The organism is Flavobacterium jejuense (genome assembly GCF_006491595.2).
GTDB classification, from domain to species: domain Bacteria; phylum Bacteroidota; class Bacteroidia; order Flavobacteriales; family Flavobacteriaceae; genus Flavobacterium; species Flavobacterium jejuense.
This window is the reverse complement of record NZ_VEVQ02000008.1, coordinates 194,054-217,934: the sequence shown is the minus strand read 5'-3', so window position 1 is coordinate 217,934 and position 23,881 is coordinate 194,054. Positions and strand designations below refer to the sequence as shown.

Annotated in this window: 19 protein-coding genes; 15 read left to right on the top strand and 4 right to left on the bottom strand. The window is 30.5% G+C overall.

The features are described from left to right. Nucleotides 1-9 precede the first annotated feature (9 nt). Nucleotides 10-2,955: a SusC/RagA family TonB-linked outer membrane protein gene (locus FIA58_RS13590; RefSeq protein WP_140963025.1), complete on the bottom strand. Its 2,946-nt coding sequence runs from the start codon at nt 2,953-2,955 to the stop codon at nt 10-12. Nucleotides 2,956-3,181: 226 nt separating this feature from the next. Between FIA58_RS13590 and FIA58_RS13585 the strand changes: the two genes are divergently transcribed. From FIA58_RS13585 to FIA58_RS13540, 10 genes are all read left to right on the top strand, one after another. Beyond that, nucleotides 3,182-4,204, top strand: a complete 1,023-nt coding sequence (locus FIA58_RS13585) for a LacI family DNA-binding transcriptional regulator (protein ID WP_140963024.1) — start codon at nt 3,182-3,184, stop codon at nt 4,202-4,204. Nucleotides 4,205-4,406: 202 nt separating this feature from the next. After that, on the top strand, nt 4,407-5,747 hold the full coding sequence (locus FIA58_RS13580; protein ID WP_140963023.1) for an MFS transporter: 1,341 nt from the start codon (nt 4,407-4,409) through the stop codon (nt 5,745-5,747). A gap of 5 nt (nt 5,748-5,752) precedes the next feature. Then, nucleotides 5,753-6,409, top strand: coding sequence for a beta-phosphoglucomutase (gene pgmB / locus FIA58_RS13575; protein ID WP_140963022.1), 657 nt, complete (start codon nt 5,753-5,755; stop codon nt 6,407-6,409). Nucleotides 6,410-6,411: 2 nt separating this feature from the next. Beyond that, nucleotides 6,412-8,709 carry a glycoside hydrolase family 65 protein gene (locus FIA58_RS13570; protein ID WP_140963021.1) on the top strand — a complete coding sequence of 766 codons (2,298 nt, stop codon included), beginning with the start codon at nt 6,412-6,414 and terminating at the stop codon, nt 8,707-8,709. Between the two features lies 1 nt (nt 8,710). Next, nucleotides 8,711-10,825, top strand: a complete 2,115-nt coding sequence (locus FIA58_RS13565; RefSeq protein WP_140963020.1) for a glycoside hydrolase family 97 protein — start codon at nt 8,711-8,713, stop codon at nt 10,823-10,825. A 56-nt stretch (nt 10,826-10,881) separates the two neighbouring features. Beyond that, nucleotides 10,882-12,723: a glycoside hydrolase family 13 protein gene (locus tag FIA58_RS13560; RefSeq protein ID WP_140963019.1), complete on the top strand. Its 1,842-nt coding sequence runs from the start codon at nt 10,882-10,884 to the stop codon at nt 12,721-12,723. Nucleotides 12,724-12,742: 19 nt separating this feature from the next. Next, nucleotides 12,743-13,681, top strand: coding sequence for an alpha/beta hydrolase (locus tag FIA58_RS13555; RefSeq protein WP_140963018.1), 939 nt, complete (start codon nt 12,743-12,745; stop codon nt 13,679-13,681). Nucleotides 13,682-13,688: 7 nt separating this feature from the next. Next, nucleotides 13,689-15,128, top strand: coding sequence for an alpha-amylase family glycosyl hydrolase (locus FIA58_RS13550; protein ID WP_140963017.1), 1,440 nt, complete (start codon nt 13,689-13,691; stop codon nt 15,126-15,128). An 82-nt stretch (nt 15,129-15,210) separates the two neighbouring features. Beyond that, nucleotides 15,211-15,888, top strand: coding sequence for a glycerophosphodiester phosphodiesterase (locus tag FIA58_RS13545; protein ID WP_140963016.1), 678 nt, complete (start codon nt 15,211-15,213; stop codon nt 15,886-15,888). Then, nucleotides 15,885-17,093: a BaiN/RdsA family NAD(P)/FAD-dependent oxidoreductase gene (locus FIA58_RS13540; RefSeq protein WP_140963015.1), complete on the top strand. Its 1,209-nt coding sequence runs from the start codon at nt 15,885-15,887 to the stop codon at nt 17,091-17,093. The genes FIA58_RS13545 and FIA58_RS13540 overlap by 4 nt, the downstream gene beginning before the upstream one ends. A 33-nt stretch (nt 17,094-17,126) precedes the next feature. On the opposite strand, the gene FIA58_RS13535 is transcribed toward FIA58_RS13540, so the two are convergent. From FIA58_RS13535 to FIA58_RS13525, 3 genes are all read right to left on the bottom strand, one after another. After that, nucleotides 17,127-17,681: a hypothetical protein gene (locus FIA58_RS13535; RefSeq protein WP_140963014.1), complete on the bottom strand. Its 555-nt coding sequence runs from the start codon at nt 17,679-17,681 to the stop codon at nt 17,127-17,129. A 25-nt stretch (nt 17,682-17,706) separates the two neighbouring features. After that, the gene (locus tag FIA58_RS13530; protein ID WP_140963013.1) at nt 17,707-18,633 is read right to left on the bottom strand and encodes an OmpA family protein; all 927 of its coding nucleotides are present in this window, start codon (nt 18,631-18,633) and stop codon (nt 17,707-17,709) included. Nucleotides 18,634-18,728: 95 nt separating this feature from the next. Beyond that, a complete protein-coding gene (locus FIA58_RS13525; RefSeq protein ID WP_140963012.1) occupies nt 18,729-19,205 on the bottom strand; it encodes a TspO/MBR family protein in 477 nt (158 codons plus the stop codon). 83 nt (nt 19,206-19,288) lie between these two features. Between FIA58_RS13525 and mvaD the strand changes: the two genes are divergently transcribed. The 5 genes from mvaD to FIA58_RS13500 all read left to right on the top strand — a co-directional run bounded on the left by mvaD (nt 19,289) and on the right by FIA58_RS13500 (nt 23,736). Continuing rightward, nucleotides 19,289-20,365 carry a diphosphomevalonate decarboxylase gene (gene mvaD, locus FIA58_RS13520; RefSeq protein WP_140963011.1) on the top strand — a complete coding sequence of 359 codons (1,077 nt, stop codon included), beginning with the start codon at nt 19,289-19,291 and terminating at the stop codon, nt 20,363-20,365. Between the two features lie 35 nt (nt 20,366-20,400). Then, a complete protein-coding gene (locus tag FIA58_RS13515) occupies nt 20,401-21,339 on the top strand; it encodes a mevalonate kinase family protein (protein ID WP_140963010.1) in 939 nt (312 codons plus the stop codon). A 54-nt stretch (nt 21,340-21,393) separates the two neighbouring features. After that, the gene (locus FIA58_RS13510; RefSeq protein WP_140963009.1) at nt 21,394-22,341 is read left to right on the top strand and encodes a geranylgeranylglycerol-phosphate geranylgeranyltransferase; all 948 of its coding nucleotides are present in this window, start codon (nt 21,394-21,396) and stop codon (nt 22,339-22,341) included. Between the two features lie 87 nt (nt 22,342-22,428). After that, a complete protein-coding gene (locus tag FIA58_RS13505; RefSeq protein ID WP_140963008.1) occupies nt 22,429-23,322 on the top strand; it encodes a pseudouridine synthase in 894 nt (297 codons plus the stop codon). A gap of 54 nt (nt 23,323-23,376) precedes the next feature. Then, entirely contained in the window at nt 23,377-23,736 is a 360-nt protein-coding gene (locus FIA58_RS13500; RefSeq protein WP_140963007.1) for a nuclear transport factor 2 family protein, read from the top strand. The last annotated feature ends 145 nt before the right edge of the window (nt 23,737-23,881 follow it).

Here is a 23,881-nt window from a genome sequence, read left to right as displayed (position 1 = left end):
CATTATTTTTTAAAATTTAATATTTCCACCAAATAATAAAGATCTTTGTCTAGGATATATAGTATTATCTATACCGTTATTTGTGATTTCAGGATCTAATCCAGAATATTTAGTTATAACAAAAGCATTTTGAATACCTGTATAAAGTCTTAATGAAGCTTTTCCTTCTAACCACTTAGGGAAAGTGTATCCTAGAGTAATATTATCTAATCTTAAAAAGGAAGCATTCTCAACATACAAATCAGATAATATAACATCAGATGTTGTGTTAAAACTTGTTTCTTGAACAGATGATGGAATATTTCCTAATACACCTGAAGCTTGATTTAACAAATCATACTGCGCTCTTCCAGCATTCACAGCATTATAAATCCTATTTCCTATACTTGCTCTAAAATTGAATGAAAAATCAATATTCTTATAATTTAGATACGAAGCAAATCCAAAAGTCACATCTGGATCAGCATTTTTATAAATATATCTATCATCTCCGTTAACAATTCCATCACCATTTAAGTCAGCATAAGCTCCTTCTATAGGTTGATTGTTTGAATCATATAATTGTTTATAAACATAAAATGAATAAGGTGTAAATCCTTCTCTATATATTTGAGCAGTACCTCCAGTTCCAGATCCTACACCTCCAATTAAAATATCTGCATTCAATGCTAATTTATCAATTCTTCTCTCAAACTTAGTAGCATTGAAATTTACATTCCATTTCAAATTATCCTTCTCAACTAACTTAGCATCGATTGCAAACTCTATACCTTTAACGGTTAAATCTCCAATATTTTGAATACCTCTATTAGAGAAGTTACCTCCATCTGGCAAAGCTGAACGCACCAATAAATCTTCAGATTTTTTATAAAAAGCATCTATAGTTCCTGTTATCTTATCATCTAACAAACCATAATCAAATCCAACATTATAAGTTGTTGTTTCCTCCCACTTTAAATTAGAATTATAAGCCGTAGAAACAGCAATTGGTGTAGCAGTTGTGCCAAAAATATATTGCGATTGATTACTACCAGTAACATACTGTTGCAAATAAGAAAGACGATCTCCAATCTCTTGTTGACCAGTAATACCATAACCTAATCTCAATTTAAGGTCAGAAATTAGAGTTGAGTCTTCAAAAAACTCTTCTTTTAATTTCCAAGCAAATGATGCAGCTGGAAAATTACCCCATCTATTTTCTTCAGAAAAACGAGAAGAGCCATCTCTTCTATAAGATAAAGTTAAAATGTATTTGTCATCATATGTAAAATTAGTTCTCGCGAAAAGACCTATTAAAACAATATCCGCATAGGTATCTACATCTGCAATTGCAGTAGAATAATTTGGTTGAAATATATTTCCTGTACTAAAACTATATCCTTCAAATTTTTGATAAGAATATCCCATAGTCGCATCAACCTCAAATCTATTAAATAATTTTTTATAATTAAAATAACCATCAAATGATCTATTCTTTCTTAAAGCTTCTGAATATTCATTAGTTCCATATGGCTTATTATTGTTACTTGGAGAAGATCCAGTAAATCTAGTAACCGATTTTGTTCTCTCTCCTTTTGACTCATCAAAACCTAAATTTACAACTCCTCTAAGTTCTGGAAGAAAATGAAACTTATAATCAATTTCAAAATTACCAAACAATCTATTATTAATTCCATTATCATTTGTTTGCAATAACTGAGAAACTGGATTTCTTACAACATTTGGAGTTAATTCTGCTAAAGTTGGGTCAGAATTTTGATTCCAATATTCAAAAAAACCTCCATAATAAGAATTCTCATCATATACAGGTTGAGTAGGATCAAAACGAAGTGCTGCTCCTTCTACACCTTCTGCAAATCTATTTCTTTCGTTTGCGTAATTAGCAGAAGCTCTAATTTTCAAATGATTATCTAAAAAACTAGGATTTAAAGATACTCCTATCGTATTTCTATTAAACTTATTAGTTAATCTCAATCCTTCTTGATATGTATTTCCTAAAGACAATCTTGATGGAATAGAATTAAATAAATTTCCTCTTATGGAAACATTATTATCAACTAAATCTGTTTTTCTATAAATTGCATCTTGCCAATCGGTGTTAGCCGTTCCTAACTGAGAAATACTACCTGGTAATTTTTCAGCAACAACTTTTCTAAATTCATTAGCAGAAAAAACGTCTACTTTTTTAACTAGTTTTCCAGAGCCATATTGAAAATTATAATCTACACTTAAGGTTTTTCCTCCTTTTTTCGTAGTTATAATTATCACTCCATTAGATGCTCTTGAACCATATATGGCTGTCGCTGAGGCGTCTTTTAAAACTGTAAAAGACTCAATATCACTAGGGTTTAAAGCAGCTAAAATAGAAGTTGATCCTGTATTCGCGCTATTCTCAATAGGCAATCCATCAATCACAATTAAAGGATCATTTGAAGCAAAAAGAGATGAGCCTCCTCTAATTCTAATTTCTGAACCAGATCCTGGAGCACCACTCGTGTTAACAGTAAGTCCAGCTACTCTACCATTCAATAAATTTTCAGCTGTAACAACAGCACCTTTATTAAAATCTTTAGCATCAATTTTAGTTACTGCACCAGTTGCATCTTTTTTCTTAACCGTACCATAACCTATTACCACTACACCTTCTAATTGATTTGCATCCTCAACTAGTAATATTGTAATTTCTTTTTGGTTATTATATGTAAAAGTCTTCTTTACAAATCCTACGTAAGAAAATACAATTTCATCTCCTACTGATAAATTTGAAAGCGTAAAATTTCCATCAAAATCTGTTGATGTTCCTGTCTTATTATTTACTACTGATATATTCACACTTGGCAAAGGCATTTGTGTTGCACTGTCTAACACTCTACCTTTTAAAATATTTTGCGCAAACACACCAAACGGCAGTACTACCAGCATGAAAAATAATAGCTTTTTTTGTAATGTTTTCATACAATTTGTTTAGGGTTAAATCTTTAATTTTTTCGCTTATAATTCACTTCTAATGTTAAATCTATGTAAAAAAAGCGTAAAAAAAAATCGAGTTCAGATTATGGGTTACCGAAAACGTTTTCGTGTTGAAAACTTTATTAAATTAGAGTGTTTTTTACACTAAAATTGCGATACTAAGAAAAATAAAAGTACTTTTATTAAAAATATTAAATTTACTAAAAATTCAATGAAAAGAAAAGTAACTTTAAAACAAATTGCTAAAGAACTAGATGTCTCTATATCAACTGTTTCTAAATCTTTAAAAAACAGCTCTGAAATTAGTGAAGATACTCGTTTAAAAGTTCAAGCATTTGCAAAATTATATAATTACAAGCCTAATAACATTGCTTTAAGCTTAAAAAATAAAAAAACAAAGACAATTGGGATAATCATTCCTGAAATTGTACATCATTTTTTTGCTACAGTAATTAGTGGTATTGAACAAGTGGCTAATGAAAAAGGTTATAATGTTATTGTATGTCTTTCTGATGAATCTTTTGATAAAGAAGTCATCAATTTAGAGATGTTAGCGAATGGAAGTACGGATGGGTTCATCATGTCACTTTCAAAAGAAACTCAACAGAAGAAAGATTTTCATCATTTACAAGAAGTTATTAATCAAGGAATGCCAATTGTTATGTTTGACAGAGTAGCTAATGAAATATTAGCTGATAAAGTTATTATTGATGATTTGTTAGCTGCCTATCAAGCCGTGAATTATTTAATAGAAGAAGGTAGAAAAAAAATAGCCTTAATCACAACCGTAGATTATGTAAGTGTAGGAAAATTAAGAACAGAAGGATATCTTAAAGCACTGAAAGATCATAACATTTCCATTGATGAAAAGATAATTCTAAAAATTGAGGATATTGACAATTGCTCTGATGTAATTCAAAAATTAATTATAGAAAATGATATTGATGGTATCTTTGCTGTTAACGAGCTATTTGCTGTTGTAGCTATAAAAGAAGCCTTAAAAAAAGCAGTAAAAATCCCAGAAGAACTTTCAGTAATTGCGTTCACAGATGGAATTATTTCCAAATTCTCTACTCCTACTATAACAACAGTAAGTCAAAACGGAGTAAAAATGGGCAGAAAAGCTGCTGAAATGCTAATTGAAAGATTAGAAACTGAAGACGAAGAAGATGAGAGATATCGCACAGAAGTAATCGAAACAAATTTAATTTCTAGAGAATCTACGAAAACGTGATAGCTTCACTCAACTTTTTAAATATCAACATTTTATGTTTTTTATTTTCTGTTTTAGGTCTGAAAAAAAAAGAAGAAAATGTATTGTTAGTTTAAAATTAAATATATATTTGTATCCAATCAAAGCTTATAATACACTTCTAAAAAAATAAGTTTTGATAAGCAAAAACGCTTATCGTAAATAAATTAATACATTACGATACATGGAAAAGCGTAAGTTAGGTTTCTGGGAAATTTGGAACATGAGTTTCGGTTTTTTAGGAATACAAATGGGTTTTGCATTACAAAATGCAAATGCAAGTCGTATACTACAAATTTTTGGTGCTGACGTACATGAATTATCGTGGTTTTGGATAATTGCTCCTTTAATGGGATTAATTGTTCAACCCATCATAGGTCACTACAGTGATAAAACTTGGAGCAAATTTGGCAGAAGAAAACCCTATTTTTTAGTTGGTGCTATATTGGCCTCTATTGGTTTAATATTAATGCCACAAGCAGAAATTTTTATAGCTATTATGCCAGCTCTATGGGTAGGCGCAGGAATGTTAATGATTATGGATGCCTCCTTTAATATAGCCATGGAACCCTTTAGGGCTTTAGTTGGTGATAATTTAAGAGCCGACCAGCATACTCAAGGTTTTAGTATTCAAACCGCTCTAATTGGAATCGGAGCAGTTGTAGGATCATGGCTACCGTATGTTCTTCATGAATGGTTCGGTGTAAGCAACTCCTCGACTGATATTTCAGCTATTCCAGATAATTTAATTTACTCTTTTATCATTGGTGCGCTTATTTTGGTAGTATCAATTTTAGTTACCGTTATTTCAACAAAAGAATATTCTCCAGAAGAGTTATCTCAATTTGATAATGAAAGCCAAGACAAGGAGGATACAATTACAGAATCAAAGTTAACTGATATTTTTACTGATTTTGCTAAGATGCCAGAAACCATGCGTCAACTAAGTTGGGTTCAGTTTTTTTCTTGGTTTGGATTATTTGGTATGTGGGTTTTTACAACACCTGCAATAGCACAACATATATATGGATTGGAAATTACAGATACTAAAAGCGAAGCATTTCAATCAGCTGGTGATTGGGTAGGAATTATTTTTGGTGTTTATAATTTTGTATCAGCAATTGTCGCATTCACACTTCCATATATTGCTAAACAAATTGGCCGTAAAAAAACGCATGCTTTTTCACTTGTTTTAGGTGGTATTGGTTTGATTTCTATTTATTTTATGCCTAACAAAGAATCTTTAATTGCTTCGATGGCTTTAGTAGGAATAGCTTGGGCAAGCATTTTAGCAATGCCTTATGCGATTTTAGCTGGATCAATAAATCCTAAAAAAATGGGTGTATATATGGGTATTTTCAATTTTTTTATTGTTATCCCTCAAATAGTAAACGCTCTTATTGGTGGTCCCTTGGTTAAATATGTTTATGGAGACCATGCAATATACGCATTGATTACTAGTGGATTAAGTTTCATTATAGCTGCTATTTTAGTACTTAAAGTAAAAGATAAAAAAGATTTATAATTAAAATGAATACTAAAACTTTCATATTTGACCTAGATGGAGTTATTGTTGATACAGCTAGATACCATTTTTTAGCTTGGCAACGATTAGCATCACAATTAGGTATAGAATTTACTCCAGAACATAACGAACAGCTAAAAGGAGTCAGTCGAGTACGCTCATTAGATTTAATATTAGAACTAGGTAATATTGAAGCTTCCCAAGAAGATAAAAACAAATGGTTGGTTCAAAAAAACACAGAATACCTTTCTTATATTGAAGAAATCGATCAATCTGAAATACTTCCAGGTATCTTAACGGTTTTAAATTACTTGAAAGAACATAAACAGAATATCGTTTTAGGTAGCGCAAGCAAAAATGCGAGACCAATATTAGAAAAAACTAGCATTATACATTATTTTGATGCTATAGTTGATGGTAATGATGTTACTAATGCAAAACCAGATCCCGAAGTATTTCTTCAAGGAGCAAAAAAAATAAATGCTACTCCTACTAATTGTATCGTATTTGAAGATTCTGTAGCAGGAATTCAAGCGGCTAATAGTGCCAATATGATCAGCATAGGAGTTGGTGAAAAAGAAGTATTGTATGAAGCACAATTTGTGTTTCCAGACTTTACTCATATAGACACAACTTTTTTAGAAAATTTAGTGAAAAAATAAAAATGAATCAGGATTATATACTACCAAATAACTGGTCGATTATCGAAGAGGGTTTTAATGCAGCAAGCGTAAAATCGTCAGAAAGCCTCTTTAGTATTGGCAATGGAGCCATGGGACAAAGAGCAAACTTTGAAGAACAGTATTCTGGAGACACTTTTCAAGGAAGTTATATCGCTGGAGTATACTATCCAGACAAAACGAAAGTGGGCTGGTGGAAAAATGGGTATCCTAAATATTTTGCCAAAGTATTAAACGCACCCAATTGGATTGGAATTAATGTCGAAATTAATGGTGAAAATTTAGATTTAGCTACTTGCAAAGAGATTAAAAGCTTTCGTAGAGAGTTAAATATGAAAGAAGGTTGGTATAACCGCTCATTTGAAGTAGTTCTTAACAATGAAAGCCAAGTTAAAATAAATGTTACCCGCTTTCTTTCTTTAGATATTGATGAACTTGGAGCCATTAAATACGAAGTAACTGCTATCAATTCAGATGCTAAAGTGGTTTTCAAACCTTACTTAGATTCAGGTATTGAAAATGAAGACACCAATTGGGAAGAAAAATTTTGGGAAACCTCAACTGTTAAAAGTAATGAAAACAAAGCATTTATAGTCGCTCGTACATTGAAAACAAACTTCATTGTAGCTACTTTTATGCAAAATAGCATATCAGTTAATAATACTTCAGCAGATGTATTACCTGTGGAAATAAAAAAAGAAGCTTCTAAAATTTCTTTTTCTTACGAAATTGCGGCAACTAAAGGACAAACCGTTGCTATTCAAAAATTAGGAGGCTATACCGTTTCTACCAATCATACTGAAGATAATTTAGTAATAGCTGCCAAAAAAGTATTACAAAAAGCGCAAGAATTAGGATTTGAAAGATTATTGAACCAACAAAAAGAAGCTTGGGCAAAAATTTGGGAAATGAGCGATATTACTATTGATGGAGATGTTAAAGCCCAACAAGGTATTCGTTTCAATATTTTCCATTTAAATCAAACGTATTTAGGAAAAGATTCACGCTTGAATATTGGTCCAAAAGGATTTACAGGTGAAAAATATGGCGGATCAACCTATTGGGACACAGAAGCTTATTGCATTCCTTTTTACATGGCTACTAAAGATCAAAAAGTTGCTAGAAGTTTATTGGAATATCGTTACAATCAATTAGATAAAGCCATTGAAAATGCCCAGAATAATTTAGGCTTTAAAAATGGTGCTGCCTTATATCCAATGGTTACCATGAACGGTGAAGAATGCCACAACGAATGGGAAATCACTCACGAAGAAATTCATCGTAATGGTGCTATCGCTTTTGCCATTTTTAATTATTATAGATACACAGGTGATTATTCTTATATTCCTGAAAAAGGGTTAGAAGTTTTAATTGGAATTGCTCGTTTTTGGTTCCAAAGAGCCACTTTTTCTACACACAAAAATAAATATGTCATTCTTGGTGTTACTGGTCCAAATGAATATGAAAATAATGTAAATAATAATTTCTATACCAATTATATTGCAAAATGGTGTATTGATTATGCAGTAGAACAAATTGAAAAAGTCAAATCGGATTACACTACTGATTATAGCCGAATAATGACAAAAGTAAATTTAAACGAAAATGAACTAATTTCATGGAATAAAGTAGCAGAAAATATGTATTTCCCCTATTCGGAAGAATATGGAATCTATTTACAACAGGATGGTTTCTTGGATAAAGAATTAGTAAAAGTCGCTGATTTAGATAAATCACAACGTCCCATCAATCAAAAATGGTCATGGGATAGAATTTTACGCTCTCCATACATCAAACAAGCTGATACTTTACAAGGTTTCTACTTCTTTGAAGATCGTTTTACGAAAGATCAACTAGAAAAACATTTCGATTTTTACGAACCATTTACGGTTCACGAAAGTTCTCTTTCTCCTTGCGTACACTCTATTCAAGCAGCAGTTTTAGGCCGAATGGAACAAGCTTATACTTTTTATTTACGAACATCACGTTTGGATCTTGATGATTACAACAAAGAAGTTCACGAAGGCTTGCACATTACATCAATGGCAGGAACTTGGATGAGTATTGTTGAAGGCTTTGGAGGTATGCGTGTAAAAAACAACCAACTTTACTTTGAACCAAAAATCCCTAAAGAATGGAATGCTTATTCATTCAAAGTAAATTTCAGAAACACCATCGTTAAGGTGGAAGTAAACCATCAAGAAACAAAAGTAAGCGTTGAAGGGGATCAAGAAATTGATGTTATCATAAACGGAAAATCACAATTAGTTAAAAGTTATTAAAATGAAAAAATGTAAAACATTAATCGTCATACTTTTGGTTTCCTTTTTTGGAGCTAATGCACAAAACTTGAAATCACCTAATGGTAATTTTGAAATGAAATTTTCCTTATTGAGTGATGGAACTCCAACGTACCAACTTAATTATCTAAACAAAGAAGTCATTAAATCAAGTAAATTAGGTTTAGAACTAAAAAATGACACTAAATCTCTTTTAAATGATTTTAAAGTAATTAGCACAAATCCTTCAACTTTTAATGAAACTTGGAATACAGTTTGGGGTGAAGAAACGCAAATTCAAAATCATTACAATGAATTAGCTGTTAAATTGAAACAAAACGGAACAGAAAGAGAAATGATTATTCGTTTCCGTTTATTCAATGATGGTTTAGGTTTTAGATACGAATTTCCTCAACAAAAAAGTCTTGTTTACTTCGTAATTAAGGAAGAACGTACAGAATTTGCCATGACTGGAGATCACACAGCATTTTGGATTCCAGGAGATTATGATACGCAAGAATATGATTATACAGAATCTAAACTTTCTGAAATTAGAAATTTATTCAAAAAAGCCGTAACTGATAATGCTTCTCAAGAACAATTTTCTGAGACAGGAGTTCAAACATCTTTAATGATGAAAACTGCTGATGGAATTTACATCAATATACACGAAGCAGCTTTGATTAATTATTCATGCATGAGTTTAGATTTAAATGATAAAACTTTTGTTTTTCAATCGCACTTAACACCAGATGCAAAAGGAGATAAAGGATATATACAAGCTCCTAGTGTTTCACCATGGAGAACTTTAGTAATTAGTAATGATGCAAGAGCTATTTTAGCTTCAAGAATGACATTAAATTTAAACGAACCTTGTAAAATTGAAGACACTTCATGGATAAGACCTGTAAAATATGTAGGCGTTTGGTGGGAAATGATTACAGGAAAAAGTTCGTGGTCATACACCAATGATTTTCCATCTATTCAATTAGGAGTTACAGATTATTCCAAAGCAAAACCAAACGGAACCCACGGAGCCACTACAAAACACGTTAAAGAATTAATCGATTTCGCTGCTCTTCACGGTTTTGATGGCGTTTTAGTGGAAGGTTGGAATCAAGGTTGGGAAGATTGGTTTGGTCAATCCAAAGATTATGTTTTTGATTTCGTTTCGCCCTATCCAGATTTTGATGTTAAAGGAATTCATGCATACGCAAAATCGAAAGGGGTAAAAATGATTATGCATCATGAAACTTCTGGTTCTGCTAGAAATTACGAACGTCATTTGGATAAAGCTTTCCAATTTATGAATGAAAATGGTTATGAAGCGGTAAAAACAGGTTACGTTGGAAACATGTTACCAAGAGGCGAACATCATTACAGTCAATGGATTTTAAATCATTACCAATATGTTATAGAAAAAGCCGTTGATTATAAAATCATGGTGAATGCTCATGAAGCAGTTCGTCCTACAGGTATTTGCAGAACCTATCCGAATATGATAGGAAATGAATCCGCTAGAGGAACAGAATTTCAAGCTTTTGGAGGTTCAAAACCAAATCACACCACTATTTTACCATTCACTAGATTAATGGGTGGACCAATGGATTACACTCCAGGAATCTTTGAAATGGACATCTCAAAAATAAACCCTGATAACAATTCACATGTAAATACAACTTTGGCAAACCAATTAGGATTATATGTAATCCTATACAGCCCTTTACAAATGGCTGCTGATTTACCAGAAAATTACAATCGCTTTTTAGATGCTTTTCAATTTATAAAAGATGTTCCAGTAGAATGGACAGAATCAAAATATTTGGAAGCAGAACCTGGTTATTATATCACAATAGCTAGGAAAGATAAAAATTCAAATAATTGGTTTGTTGGAAATAATAATGGAGTCAATCCAAGAACAGCAACCATAAATTTAGATTTCCTTGAAAAAGGTAAAAAATACGAAGCTACTATTTATGCAGATGCAAAAGGAGCTGATTACAAAACAAATCCCCAAGCTTATACCATTACAAAACAAAAAGTAACGGATAAGTCAAAACTAAAAATGACTTCAGCAGCTGGTGGTGGTTATGCTATCAGCATTGTAGAAATAAAATAATTATAAAAAGACAGAGGACAACTAACTTCTGTCTTTTTTATTTAAAAAATAATGACATGAAAATAAGTTGGTTTCAAATACTGATTACCTTACTCTTTGTGAATTTTACTTTTGCTCAAATAGAAAAAATGGAACCTCCTTTTTGGTATGAAAACATGAATAAAAGTGAAGTCCAAGTTTTATTTTACGGAAAAAACATAGCTGAAAATGGCATTTCTGTTTCAAATAGTATTATAATCACAAATATTACAAAAACGGAAAATCCAAATTATCTTTTCGTTACAATTGACACAAAAAATATAACTGCTCAAACTTTAAAATTTACTTTTAAAAGCGGTAAAAAATCATTTACTAAAGATTTTGAAATCAAAAAACGAAGAGAGAATTCAGCCAACCGAAAAAGCTTTGATGCTTCAGATGTTATATATTTACTTATGCCAGATCGTTTTGCGAATGGAAATGAAGCCAATGATTCTTCTTCAAAATTACAAGAAGAAGCAAATAGAAGTTTACCAGGTGGAAGACATGGTGGTGATATAGAAGGAATTATTAAAAATTTAGATTACATCCAAGAATTAGGTGCAACAGCCATTTGGAGTACTCCAATGTGCGAAGATAATGACAAAGGATATTCGTATCATACTTATGGTCAATCTGATGTGTACCAAATTGATGCTCGTTATGGAACCAATGAAGAATACAAACGATTAGCAGCTGAAATGCACAAACGGGATATGAAGTTAATCAAAGATTATGTAACGAATCATTGGGGAGCCGAACATTGGATGTTTAAAGACATGCCAACATACGATTGGTTTCATCAATTTCCAGGCTATGCTCAAAGTAATTATCGAATGACTACGCAATATGATACTAATAGTTCAAAACACGATGCTAAATATTGCATGGATGGATGGTTTGTACCAAGCATGCCTGATTTAAACCAATCCAATCCTTTGGTTTTAAATTACTTGATTCAAAATGCAATTTGGTGGATTGAATATGCTAATTTAGATGGTTATCGAGTAGATACCTATTCCTATAATGACAAAGAAGGCATTGCCAAATGGACAAAAGCTATCACTGATGAATATCCTTATTTCAACATCGTTGGAGAAGTTTGGATGCACGATCAAGCACAAATATCTTATTGGCAAAGAAACAGCCCTATTTCAAGAATTCAAAGTTATAATTCCTATTTACCAAGTGTAATGGATTTTACATTACATGATGCTTTTGGAAATGTTTTTAATGAAGACAATGCTTCTTGGAATGATGGAATGATTAAGTTTTATGATAATTTTGCTAATGATTTCTTGTATGATAATCCCAATAATTTATTAATATTTCTAGAAAATCATGATACAGGTCGTTTCAATCAAAACTATAAAAACGATTTTAAAAAGTACCAGTTAGGAATGACCATTTTAGCAACAATGCGTGGAATTCCTCAAATTTATTATGGTTCAGAAATTGGAATGGCTGGTGATAAAGGGAAAGGAGATGCAGATATTCGTCAAGATTTTCCTGGTGGATGGAAAGGTGATACAAACAATGCATTTTCAAGTGCTGGAAGAACTGCAGTTCAAAAACAATATTTTGATTTTTCTAAAAAACTCTTGAACTGGAGAAAAAACAAACACGTAATTCATACTGGAAAACTAACACATTATATTCCAGAAAATAATGTCTACGTTTATTTTCGTCATAATGATACTGAAAGTGTAATGGTAGTAATTAACAATTCCTTGGACAATCAAAAGATAAATCTATCTCGTTTTGAAGAAAATTTAAAAAAATACACTTCTGGAAAAGATGTTTTATCGAATATAACTTTCGAATTAAATAAAGAAATTGCGATAGAAAGTAAATCTTTTTTAATTTTAGAATTAAATTAGCTTTCAAAAAAACAACACGATGAAAAAAATACTTTTATTTTTATTGCTAACCACATTTACATTTGCTCAAATAAAACTAAAACCTAGAATTTTACCTAAATCAGATAAAGTAAAAGGAAATGTAATTCGTTTAGATAGTTTTCCAACAAAATTAATCAAACCGAGATCTGTGGATGTTTGGATTCCTGTTGGGTATTCTCCAAAAAAGAAATACAGTGTTATTTACATGCACGATGGTCAAAATTTGTTTGATGCTAATACGACTTGGAACAAACAAGAATGGATGGCTGATGACATTGGAATGCGATTGATAGACAAACAAGAAATAAAAGATTTCATTATTGTTGGTATTCACAATATTCCAGAAATTCGTTTTTTAGATTTATATCCAAAAAAGACTTTAAATTATTTACCAAAGAAAATAAAAGACTCCATTTTCGAAGACTCGAAGAAAAAAGGGTTAAACATTACAGAAGCTAGTTTTAAAGGCGATAACTATTTAAAATTTATAGTAGACGAATTAAAACCATATATCGATGCCAATTTTTTCACTTTAAAAGATGCTGAAAACACATTTATAGGAGGTTCTAGTATGGGTGGTTTAATGTCTATGTATGGTATTTGTGAATATCCAGATGTTTTTAGTGGTGCAATTTGTATTTCAACACATTGGCCAGGTATGTATCCACAAGACAATAATCCTATTCCTGATTCCTTTTTTGCTTATTTGAAAGAAAACATTCCTTCTCCTAATTCGCACAAATTCTATTTTGACTTTGGAACAGAAACTTTAGATCAATATTATCCGCAATATGAAGAAACAGTAAATCAACTTTTCTACAACAAAGAATATTCAACCGAAAACTATAAAAACTTGCGATTTGAAGGAGAAAATCATTCCGAATTATCATGGCAAAAACGTTTTGATATTCCTTTATTATTCCTATTAGAAAAATAAATATAAAATGAAAAAAACTATTTTAACCTTACTCTTAGTAACTTTATTTAGTTGTAAAGAGGAGAAAAAAGAAGTAACAGAAATACCTATAGTTAAAACGCAAGAAATTGAACCATTTACTTCGGAAATAACTGAAAATGCAGTTATTTACGAAGCAAATATCCGTCAATATTCATCAGAAGGCACTTTTAATCAGTTTACCAAAGATATTCCACAATTAAAAGAATTAGGAGTAAAGATTATTTGGTTAATGCCTATTTTCCCCATTTCAGAAACCAAACGAAAAGCTACTGGAGGTGATGATAGCAAATTTGCCTCAGAAATGCCAGCAGAAGAACAATCGAAATATTTAGGAAGTTATTATGCGGTTTCCGATTTCAAAAAAGTAAATCCAGAATTTGGAACTATTGAAGATTTCAGAAATTTAGTTAAAACAGCTCATGAAAACGGCATCTATGTGATTTTAGATTGGGTACCCAATCATACAGGCTGGGATCATGTTTGGATTAAAGAACATCCCGAATTTTATACCCAAAATGAAAAAGGAGAAATTATTGACCCAATTAATCCAGAAACTGGAGAAACTTGGGGTTGGACAGATGTTGCCGACTTAAATTATAACAATCAAGAACTTCGAAAAGAAATGACTAATGATATGTTATATTGGATAAAAAACGAAAAAATTGATGGTTTTCGTTGTGATGTAGCTAGTAATGTTCCAACCGATTTTTGGCAACAAGCTATTCCTACTTTAAGAAAAGAAAAAAGTATTTTCATGTTAGCAGAAGCTTGGCAACCAGAATTAATAAAAGAAAATTTATTTGACATGTATTATTCTTGGGAAGGACATCACACCATGAATAAAATAGCCCAAGGAAAAGAAACAGTTGCAAATTGGGATGCTTTCATGGAGAAAGCAACAAAAGAATATGAAACAGATGATATTGCAATGAATTTTGTGGATAATCATGATGAAAATTCTTGGAACGGAACCATTGAAGAAAGATTAGGTGATGCCTCTGAACTAATGATAGCTCTTTCCTTCATGACTCCTGGAATGCCTTTAATCTATAGTGGTGACGAATATGGTTTAAATCATCGTTTAAAATTTTTTGAAAAAGACTCTATTCCTAAAGAAAAAGGCAGAAACTGGGAAATTTTTAAAAAACTAGGTGAATTAAAAACAACCAAAGTAGCATTACATGGCGGAAAAAACAAAGCTTCATATAAAAAAATAGCCACCTCTTCAAATGATAAAATTTTAGCTTTTGAAAGAGAAAAAGAAGGTAAAAAAATGATTTTTATAGGTAATCTATCAAAAAACAATCAAGAATTCACGATAGAATTAGATGGAAATTTCAAAAATATGTACACAAATACAAAATTTTCGTTAAATAAAGGCCAAAAAGTTCAAATGGAATCTTGGAAATTTGTAATTTTGCAGTAGTACAGGTTCATGTTTACCTGTTTGTTTGTTTGAATTGCGCGAATCTTATTATTAGATTCGCGCTTTTTTATATCTTTAAACTATGCAAAAAATTGGTCATAGAGGGGCAAAAGGATACAGTATTGAAAACACATTTGACTCTTTTCAAAAAGCAATCGAACTAAATGTTGATACTATAGAATTAGATATTCATGTTTGCAAAAGTGGTGAACTTATTGTTTTCCATGATTTTACTTTAGAACGCTTAACAAACGGAGAAGGAGAAATTGCAAAATTTACTTTGGAACAACTTAAAAGATTAAGAATTTTAGAAACACATAAAATTCCTACATTAATTGAAACTTTAGATTTAATTGATAAAAGATGTAACATTAACATCGAATTAAAAGGTCGTAATACAGCTCAACCTACTTCAAAAATAATTGAAGAATACGTGCAAAATAAAAACTGGAAGTATTCCAATTTTATTATTTCTAGCTTTCAATATGAAGAACTTTATAATTTTAGTGAATTTAATCCTAATATTCCTCTTGCGGTATTAACTCAAGCAAGTGTTGAACAAGCCATTGAATGGGCTATTGAATTTAAAGCAACACATATTCATCCTCATTTTTCATTATTAACCACAGATAATTGTAATTTTGCGAAAGAAAAAGGATTAAAAATCAATACATGGACAGTCAATGAAACTATAGATATTGAACATGTAAAAAGATTTAATATTGATGGCATCATTTCTGATTTTCCCGATAGGATATGAATTCAAAATACGACATAATAATTATTGGTGGTGGTGCAGCTGGTTTTTTTACTGCTATAAATATTGCAGAAAAAAATAAAAAGTACAAGATTGCTATCTTAGAACGCGGAAAAGAAGTTTTATCTAAAGTTAGAGTTTCTGGTGGTGGACGTTGCAATGTTACACATGCTTGTTTTATACCAAATGACCTAGTAAAGTACTACCCAAGAGGAGAAAGAGAACTAAAAGGACCTTTTAATCAATTTTGTTCTGGTGATACGATTGAATGGTTCGAAAATCATGGTGTTGAATTAAAAATTGAAGACGACGGGAGAATGTTTCCAACAACGGACTCATCCCAAACTATTATTGACTGTTTTATAAAAGCCACAGAAAAGCTCAAAATTGACATTTTAACTCTACAAAGTGTTCAATCAATTTTTCAAAAAGAGAACAGTTGGAAAATTGACACAAACTCTGACACTTTTCAATGTCAAAAAATAATTTTAACCACTGGAAGCAATACTAAAGTATGGGAAATGTTAACTAACTTAGGCCATACAATTGTTCCTCCAGTACCTTCATTGTTTACTTTTAATATCAAAGATTCACGAATAAAAGATTTAATGGGTGTTTCCGCTCTTGCCACAGTTAAAGTGAAAGGCAGTAATTTAAAAGCTTCTGGCCCATTATTAATTACACATTGGGGAATGAGTGGACCTGGAATTTTACGATTATCCGCTTGGGGAGCAAGAGAATTATTCGACAAAAACTATCACTTTACACTTCAAGTAAATTGGTTAAACGAAACTATTTTCGAAGAATGTTTGGATGAGTTAAAAGAACTAAAAGAAGTTAATAACAAAAAATTAATTTCAAAATTTTGTCCTTTTGATTTTCCTAAGCGCTTATGGGAAAGTTTAACTTTTGCTTCTGGAATTTCAAATGAGTTAAAATGGGCTGATGTTTCAAAAAAACAATTGATTTTACTTGCTGAACAATTAACAAATGGTCAATTTCAAGTAAATGGGAAAAGTACTTTTAAAGAAGAGTTTGTGACCGCTGGTGGTATTGATTTGAAAGAAATAAATTTTAAAACTATGGAAAGTAAAATCTTACCTAATCTTTATTTAGCAGGTGAAATAGTAAATATCGATGCTATTACTGGTGGTTTTAATTTCCAAAACGCTTGGACTGGTGGCTTTATAATAAGCGAGTCTATTTAATAAAAAAACCAGTATTTACTGGTTTTTAATTTTTTAGCGTTCTCTTCCTCCATCTAAAATTCCTTGCCAATCTTTTAATTCTTGCCATTTTCCTTCATAACATAGTTTGGCTTGTCTAGGCCAAGTTCCTGGATCATGAATTTGAAAACGTTCTCCTGCTTTACTCAAAATCTCTTTACATCTATCAATAGAAGTTTCAGATAAGGATTTCCAAGTTAAAATTCCAGAAGTTTTAAATAATTCTTCAATTTTGGGTCCAATTCCTTCAATAATTTTTAAATCATTTTCATTTATCTTTTTACCAAAAACAGCTTTGGCTTCCGAACCATCAAATGGAATTAAAACAGAAACAGGTACCTCCGCAACTAAATTTGATTTACTTGCTCTAGATTGATCATTTAATTGAGAGCGTAATTTATCTATATCAAGTCTTAATTGCGAATTTCTCCTATTACAGCTATCCAAATCATCTTGTAAAGAATCCGTATCTATAGTCGATGGTTTTGAAGACATTTTTCCAAGTAAATAGCCCAATATTCCACATATAAGACCAACCAAGGCAGGAATTAAAAAACAAGGTAAATTCATAAGTATATAGTTTAGTTAGTTGTTGTTACTTAATAGTAATTTCTGTACGTCTATTTTTTGCCCTACCTTCTTCTGTTGTATTATCTGCTATAGGTTGTAATTCTCCTTTTCCTGAAGCTTCAATTTTATTTTCAGGAATACCATTGGAAACAAAATATTTTTTAGCAAACTTAGCACGCTCTTCAGAATAATATTGGTTAGTATTTCTAACACCTGGATCATTATCACTATGACCAGTAATATTTATTTTTGAACCTTCAACATGATTAATGTAATCTATTATATCAGCTATCTGTTGCTTTTGTAATTGAGTAAGCGTAATCGAAGATTGTCCAGTATTAAAATACAAAGTTAAAGGGGTAGCGTTTATATTCTTTTTTATAGTTTGCCAATTTTTAATTTTCGAAATATTTACGTTAAAATCTAAAATCTCAAAATGAATTGACCCTATAAGTGTATCATCTTTTATTGTTAATTCATCTTGAAGTTGCTCTGAAATTTCAATATTTTTTTCAGCAATTCCTTTACTCAAAAAATAATTTTTAACTGAATTAGCTCTTGCCAAACCTAGATTAGTAAAAATAGAACTATTCTCTTCATTGTTAGCATAAACTCCAACAATCTTAACAGTAGTATTATTCTTTTCAAGTACTGTTCGTAATTTAGAAATACCTAAATCAATAGAATCTGAAACAGGAATTAAAATATTAAAATTGGAAGCCAAAAAATTAAAATTATTATTGCAATTGTAGCTTAAATCAGGAGATGTAAAATGAAAACCACTAGTTTTAGCAAAATGAATTGCTTTAGTAGGATTCTCTTTTGAATGGTTTTCCTTTTTTAAAGAAGGACATTCTACTGAACAACAATTACAACAAAAAGTTACATACAACCAAGTTCCAAGAAGGATTGTAGCTAAAATCCCAAGAAGATAGAGTGCTTTTTTGGACATAACTTTACAGTTTTGATTTTTCTCAAAAATATAAAAAATTAACAAAAAAACAACTATAAAAAGCTGAAAAATAACGTTTTAATAAAATATAATAATTAAAAATTAAGAATATAGATAGAAATAGTTAAAACAGATGCGAAAGAAACCCACAAAATATAAGGAATAAGTAAGTTTGCCGCTGTTTTATCTATCTTCTTAAAAATCAGATAAGTTTCAAAAATAATAAGCCATAAAAGTATAATTTCAATTAAAGCTAATAAAATATTATGCAAACCAAAAAACAAATAAGACCATAAGGCATTTAATAATAATTGAGCCGTAAAAAAGAAAAGTCCTTTTTTTACCAATTCTTTATTGTGCTCTAATTGATTCCAAACTAAACCTGCTGCAATTCCCATTAAAATATACAAAACTGTCCAAACAGGTGCAAAAATCTCATTTGGTGGATTAAAAAAAGGTTTTTTTAATGTTGGATACCACGTTTTTACACTTTCAATAGTAACCATACTAGACAAATAACCAACTGTCAAACAAATGGCAACCACATATATAACCCTCAAATACTTTTGCATTTCTATTTTTTTTACAACAAATTAACGAATAAACTCACAAACAAGTAAATTAAAAATTGGTATTTTTGCTGAAATTTTCAATTATGTTATCTGAAAAGGATTTTATCGCTTCTAAATACACATCCATAGATTTTGCTCATTTTCAATGGTCTGCGCCTAGCAATATTGCATTAGTAAAATATTGGGGAAAAAAAGACAATCAAGTACCTGCTAATCCTTCAGTTAGCTTCACTTTAGAAAACTGTAAAACCATTACCAGCATTGCATTTGCAAAAAAAGAAGACCAAAATGATTTTGTATTTGATTTGTTATTTGAAGGTAAACCAAAAGAAGATTTTAAACCAAAAATTCAAAAATTCTTAGAACGTATTGATGTTTATTGTCCATATTTAAAAGAATACCACTTAACCATAGATACAAAAAACACTTTTCCTCATAGCTCAGGAATAGCGTCTTCAGCTTCAGGAATGGCAGCTTTAGCTATGAACATTATGAGTTTGGAAAAAGAATTAAGCCCATCAATTTCTGAGGATTATTTTTACCAAAAAGCGTCTTTTCTTGCTCGTTTAGGAAGCGGAAGTGCTTGCAGAAGTATAAAAGGAAAAGTTGTGGTTTGGGGAAATCATGCTGAAATAACAAACAGTTCAGATTTATTTGGAGTCGAGTTTTCTGAAGTTCATGCTAATTTTAAAGCTTATCAAGACACTATTTTACTAGTTGACAAAGGAGAAAAACAAGTTTCAAGTACAGTTGGACACGATTTAATGCACAATCATACTTATGCCGAAAGACGTTTTGAACAAGCGCATGATCATTTATTAAAAATAAAAGCTGCCTTAAAAGAAGGAAATATTTCAGAATTTATGAAAATAGTAGAAAGTGAAGCCCTGACTTTACATGCCATGATGATGACATCAATGCCTTATTTCATACTAATGAAACCAAATACTTTAGAAATCATCAATGCCATTTGGAAATACAGAAATCAAAACCAAATTCCAGTTTGTTTTACACTAGATGCAGGTGCAAATGTGCATGTTTTATACCCTGAAAACGTAAAAGAAAAAATTTTAGAATTTATTAAGAATGAATTAGTTGGCTATTGTCAAAATGGTCAGTATATTTGCGACCAAATTGGCACAGGTTCAAAATCAATTTAATTTTGTATCTTTACTATACCCAATATTAAAAACCTATGAAAGGACCCTTATTTTACTCAAAAATATTACTCTTTGGAGAATATGGAATCATCCAAGACTCTAAAGGACTTTCAATACCTTATAATTTTTATAAAGGAGCTTTAAAAACAGATGAAAATCCTTCTACTGAAGCTATAAAATCCAACGAAAGTTTATTACGGTTTTCAGTTTATTTAAATGATTTACAATCTAATAATCCTGAATTAGTTACTTTTAACATTACAGCATTACAAAACGACATTTCCAAAGGAATGTATTTTGATTCAAGTATTCCACAAGGCTATGGTGTAGGAAGCAGTGGTGCTTTAGTAGCTGCTATTTATGACAAATATGCTTCTAATAAAATTACTGTTTTAGAAAATTTAACTAGAGACAAACTAATACAACTTAAAGGAATTTTTGCACAAATGGAATCTTTTTTTCACGGTAAAAGTTCTGGTTTAGACCCTTTAAATAGCTATTTAAGTTTACCTATATTAATAAATTCAAAAGATAATATTGAACCAACAGGAATTCCTAGTCAAAGTACACAAGGCAAAGGAGCTGTTTTCTTAATTGATTCTGGTATTGTAGGAGAAACGGCTCCTATGGTTAATATTTTCATGGAAAACCTGAAAGATAATGGTTTTAGAAAAATGCTTAAATCACAATTTATAAAGCATACAGATGCTTGTGTGGAAAATTTTTTACATGGAGATATTAAATCTTTATTTGCTAATACAAAAAAATTATCAAAAGTAGTTTTAAACCACTTTAAACCTATGATTCCTGAACAATTTCATAAAGTTTGGCAAAATGGAATTGAAACAAACGATTATTATTTAAAATTATGTGGTTCAGGTGGTGGTGGCTATATTCTTGGCTTTACAGAAGACCTTGAAAAAGCAAAAGCATCACTGAAAGACTACAAATTAGAAATCGTTTATAATTTTTAAAAGAATCTTATTTCGAAATTTTGTTATAGAAAAATGTCTATTTTTTGATAAAAAATGCTGAGTCGTAAATCCAAATTATTGTTAACCAAAATATTCAGTTTCTTTTCTGTTGTTAGAGGTTATAATATTTGGGTAATAGCTTTGGCACAATATTTAGCTTCAATTTTTATTTTAGCTCCAGAAAGAAGAGCTTTAGATATCTTACTTGATTGGCAATTATTCTTAATAGTCATAGCATCCTCATTAACCATAGCTTCAGGTTACATTATCAACAATTTCTATGATGCCAAAAAAGACTTAATAAACCGACCTAGAAAAGCTATGATTGACCGATTAGTAAGTCAATCCACAAAATTAAAAGTATATTTTGCAGTTAATTTTTTTATAGTAGCTCTTGTTAGTTTTATTTCTTGGAAAGCCGTTTTGTTTTTCTCTAGCTATATTTTTTTGATTTGGTATTATTCCCATAAATTGAAAAAATACCCTATAATAGGAAACCTAACAGCAGCAATATTAGCAGTTTTACCATTTTTTGGTATTTTAATGTACTATAAAAATTTTTACCATGTAATTTTTGCTCATGCTACCTTTTTGTTTTTACTTATATTAATTCGTGAACTGATTAAAGATCTAGAAAACATTGAAGGAGATTTGGTGAATGAATACAAAACAATACCTGTTTTATTTAATGAAAAGACAGCTAAAACAATCATTTCTACACTAACAATAACTACTTTAATACCTGTCTATTTTTTAACAGACGTCTATGATGTAGGCTACATGGACATCTATTTTTATTTCAGTTTACTTTTATTGCTTTATTTTTTTATTCAACTTTGGAAATCCAAACAAAAAGCAGATTTTCTTAAATTACATTTTCTATTAAAATTCATTATTGTAGCTGGTGTTTTTTGCATCATATTAATAGACCCATCAGTCCTTTTACGCGGACAAAAATTATTATCACAACATTATGATGATTTTATTACAACTTTTATTTAAGTTCTTATAAACAAACCAATTGTAATTTATAATAAAAATATGCGATTCAACTTATTAGTTATATCTTTGCAAAAAATACAATAGAATATGTCACGTCACCAAGGAAATGATAAAAGTAGACCAGGCTCAGGAAGACAAGGTGGTTTTAAAAAGTCAAGCAACTCAAGAGGAAATGCTCCAATAAGAAAAACACCTTCCAAATTTTCAGTTAAACCTTCAGGAAAAGCAGAAGAGAACAAAGCTCCTAAAACTCCAAAAACAACATCAAACCCAGATGAAATGCGTTTGAATAAATACATTTCAAATTCTGGCATGTGTAGCCGAAGAGAAGCTGATATTTATATCCAAAGTGGCAACGTAAAAGTTAACGGAGTTGTAGTTACGGAAATGGGTTATAAAGTAAAACTAAGCGATGTAGTTGTTTTTGATGGTTCTACAATTTCACCAGAGAAAAAAGAATATATTTTACTAAACAAGCCTAAAAATTTCTCTACTGTAGGTGATGATGAAAAAGGAGATGGAAATGTCTTAGATTTAGTTCGTGGTGCTACAAAGGCAAAAATCCTACCAGTTGGAAGAATGGACAAAACCACTACTGGTTTATTATTATTTACAAATGATACTGATATGGCTCGTAAATTCACTACACCAAATCAACGTTCCTCCAAGCTATATCAAGTAACTTTAGATAAAAACTTAAGATACGAAGATTTAGAAAAAATTGCTTCTGGAATAACCATTGATGAATATAGAGTATATGTAGAAGAAGTAACTTATATAGAAAATGAACCAAAAAGCGAAATAGGCATCAAAATGAAAACAGCTAATGTAAAAATTGTACGTAAGATTTTTGAACATTTAAAATATAATGTAATCAAGCTAGACCGTGTAACTTTTGCAGGTTTAACCAAAAAGAATTTACCTCGTGGTAATTGGAGATTCCTTACCGAACAAGAAATCATCAATTTAAAAAACTCATAAACAACAAACCACGAATAATAAAGCATTGAAATTCGTGGTTTTTTTCATAAACACATGTCCAATCAATTACAACAAATAGCTATTCGCTGGTTTGAAGCTTTTAATACTAAAAATTTAGAAAATTTATTAGCATTATATGACGATGAAGCCAAACATTATAGTCCTAAATTAAAAATTCGTCAACCTGAAACCAATGGCATAATTGAGGGAAAAGAAGCATTGCACAAATGGTGGCAAGATGCCTTTGAAAAACTACCAACATTACACTACAAAGTAACTTCTCTAACAGCTAATACAGATAGAGTTTTTATGGAATACATTCGTCAAGTGAAAAATGAAGAAGATTTATTAGTTGCTGAAGTCTTAGAAATTAAAGAGGAGAAAATTATTTTTTCTCGAGTATATCATGGATAAAAAACACATTAAGAAAGTATAAAATGACGTAAAAAAGTCGTTTTTTAAGCCATTTTCAAAAAAACCTAATTTAATTTTTACATTAAATAAAAAAAACTTAGAAGTTGTTGATTCCAACTTCTAAGTTTTTTTATAGTAAAATAAT

Coding starts and splice junctions, on each gene's coding strand:
- FIA58_RS13590 (WP_140963025.1), bottom strand. CDS start 2,955: ATGAAAACATTACAAAAAAAGCTATTATTTTTCATGCTGGTAGTACTG.
- FIA58_RS13585 (WP_140963024.1), top strand. CDS start 3,182: ATGAAAAGAAAAGTAACTTTAAAACAAATTGCTAAAGAACTAGATGTC.
- FIA58_RS13580 (WP_140963023.1), top strand. CDS start 4,407: ATGGAAAAGCGTAAGTTAGGTTTCTGGGAAATTTGGAACATGAGTTTC.
- pgmB (WP_140963022.1), top strand. CDS start 5,753: ATGAATACTAAAACTTTCATATTTGACCTAGATGGAGTTATTGTTGAT.
- FIA58_RS13570 (WP_140963021.1), top strand. CDS start 6,412: ATGAATCAGGATTATATACTACCAAATAACTGGTCGATTATCGAAGAG.
- FIA58_RS13565 (WP_140963020.1), top strand. CDS start 8,711: ATGAAAAAATGTAAAACATTAATCGTCATACTTTTGGTTTCCTTTTTT.
- FIA58_RS13560 (WP_140963019.1), top strand. CDS start 10,882: ATGAAAATAAGTTGGTTTCAAATACTGATTACCTTACTCTTTGTGAAT.
- FIA58_RS13555 (WP_140963018.1), top strand. CDS start 12,743: ATGAAAAAAATACTTTTATTTTTATTGCTAACCACATTTACATTTGCT.
- FIA58_RS13550 (WP_140963017.1), top strand. CDS start 13,689: ATGAAAAAAACTATTTTAACCTTACTCTTAGTAACTTTATTTAGTTGT.
- FIA58_RS13545 (WP_140963016.1), top strand. CDS start 15,211: ATGCAAAAAATTGGTCATAGAGGGGCAAAAGGATACAGTATTGAAAAC.
- FIA58_RS13540 (WP_140963015.1), top strand. CDS start 15,885: ATGAATTCAAAATACGACATAATAATTATTGGTGGTGGTGCAGCTGGT.
- FIA58_RS13535 (WP_140963014.1), bottom strand. CDS start 17,681: ATGAATTTACCTTGTTTTTTAATTCCTGCCTTGGTTGGTCTTATATGT.
- FIA58_RS13530 (WP_140963013.1), bottom strand. CDS start 18,633: ATGTCCAAAAAAGCACTCTATCTTCTTGGGATTTTAGCTACAATCCTT.
- FIA58_RS13525 (WP_140963012.1), bottom strand. CDS start 19,205: ATGCAAAAGTATTTGAGGGTTATATATGTGGTTGCCATTTGTTTGACA.
- mvaD (WP_140963011.1), top strand. CDS start 19,289: ATGTTATCTGAAAAGGATTTTATCGCTTCTAAATACACATCCATAGAT.
- FIA58_RS13515 (WP_140963010.1), top strand. CDS start 20,401: ATGAAAGGACCCTTATTTTACTCAAAAATATTACTCTTTGGAGAATAT.
- FIA58_RS13510 (WP_140963009.1), top strand. CDS start 21,394: ATGCTGAGTCGTAAATCCAAATTATTGTTAACCAAAATATTCAGTTTC.
- FIA58_RS13505 (WP_140963008.1), top strand. CDS start 22,429: ATGTCACGTCACCAAGGAAATGATAAAAGTAGACCAGGCTCAGGAAGA.
- FIA58_RS13500 (WP_140963007.1), top strand. CDS start 23,377: ATGTCCAATCAATTACAACAAATAGCTATTCGCTGGTTTGAAGCTTTT.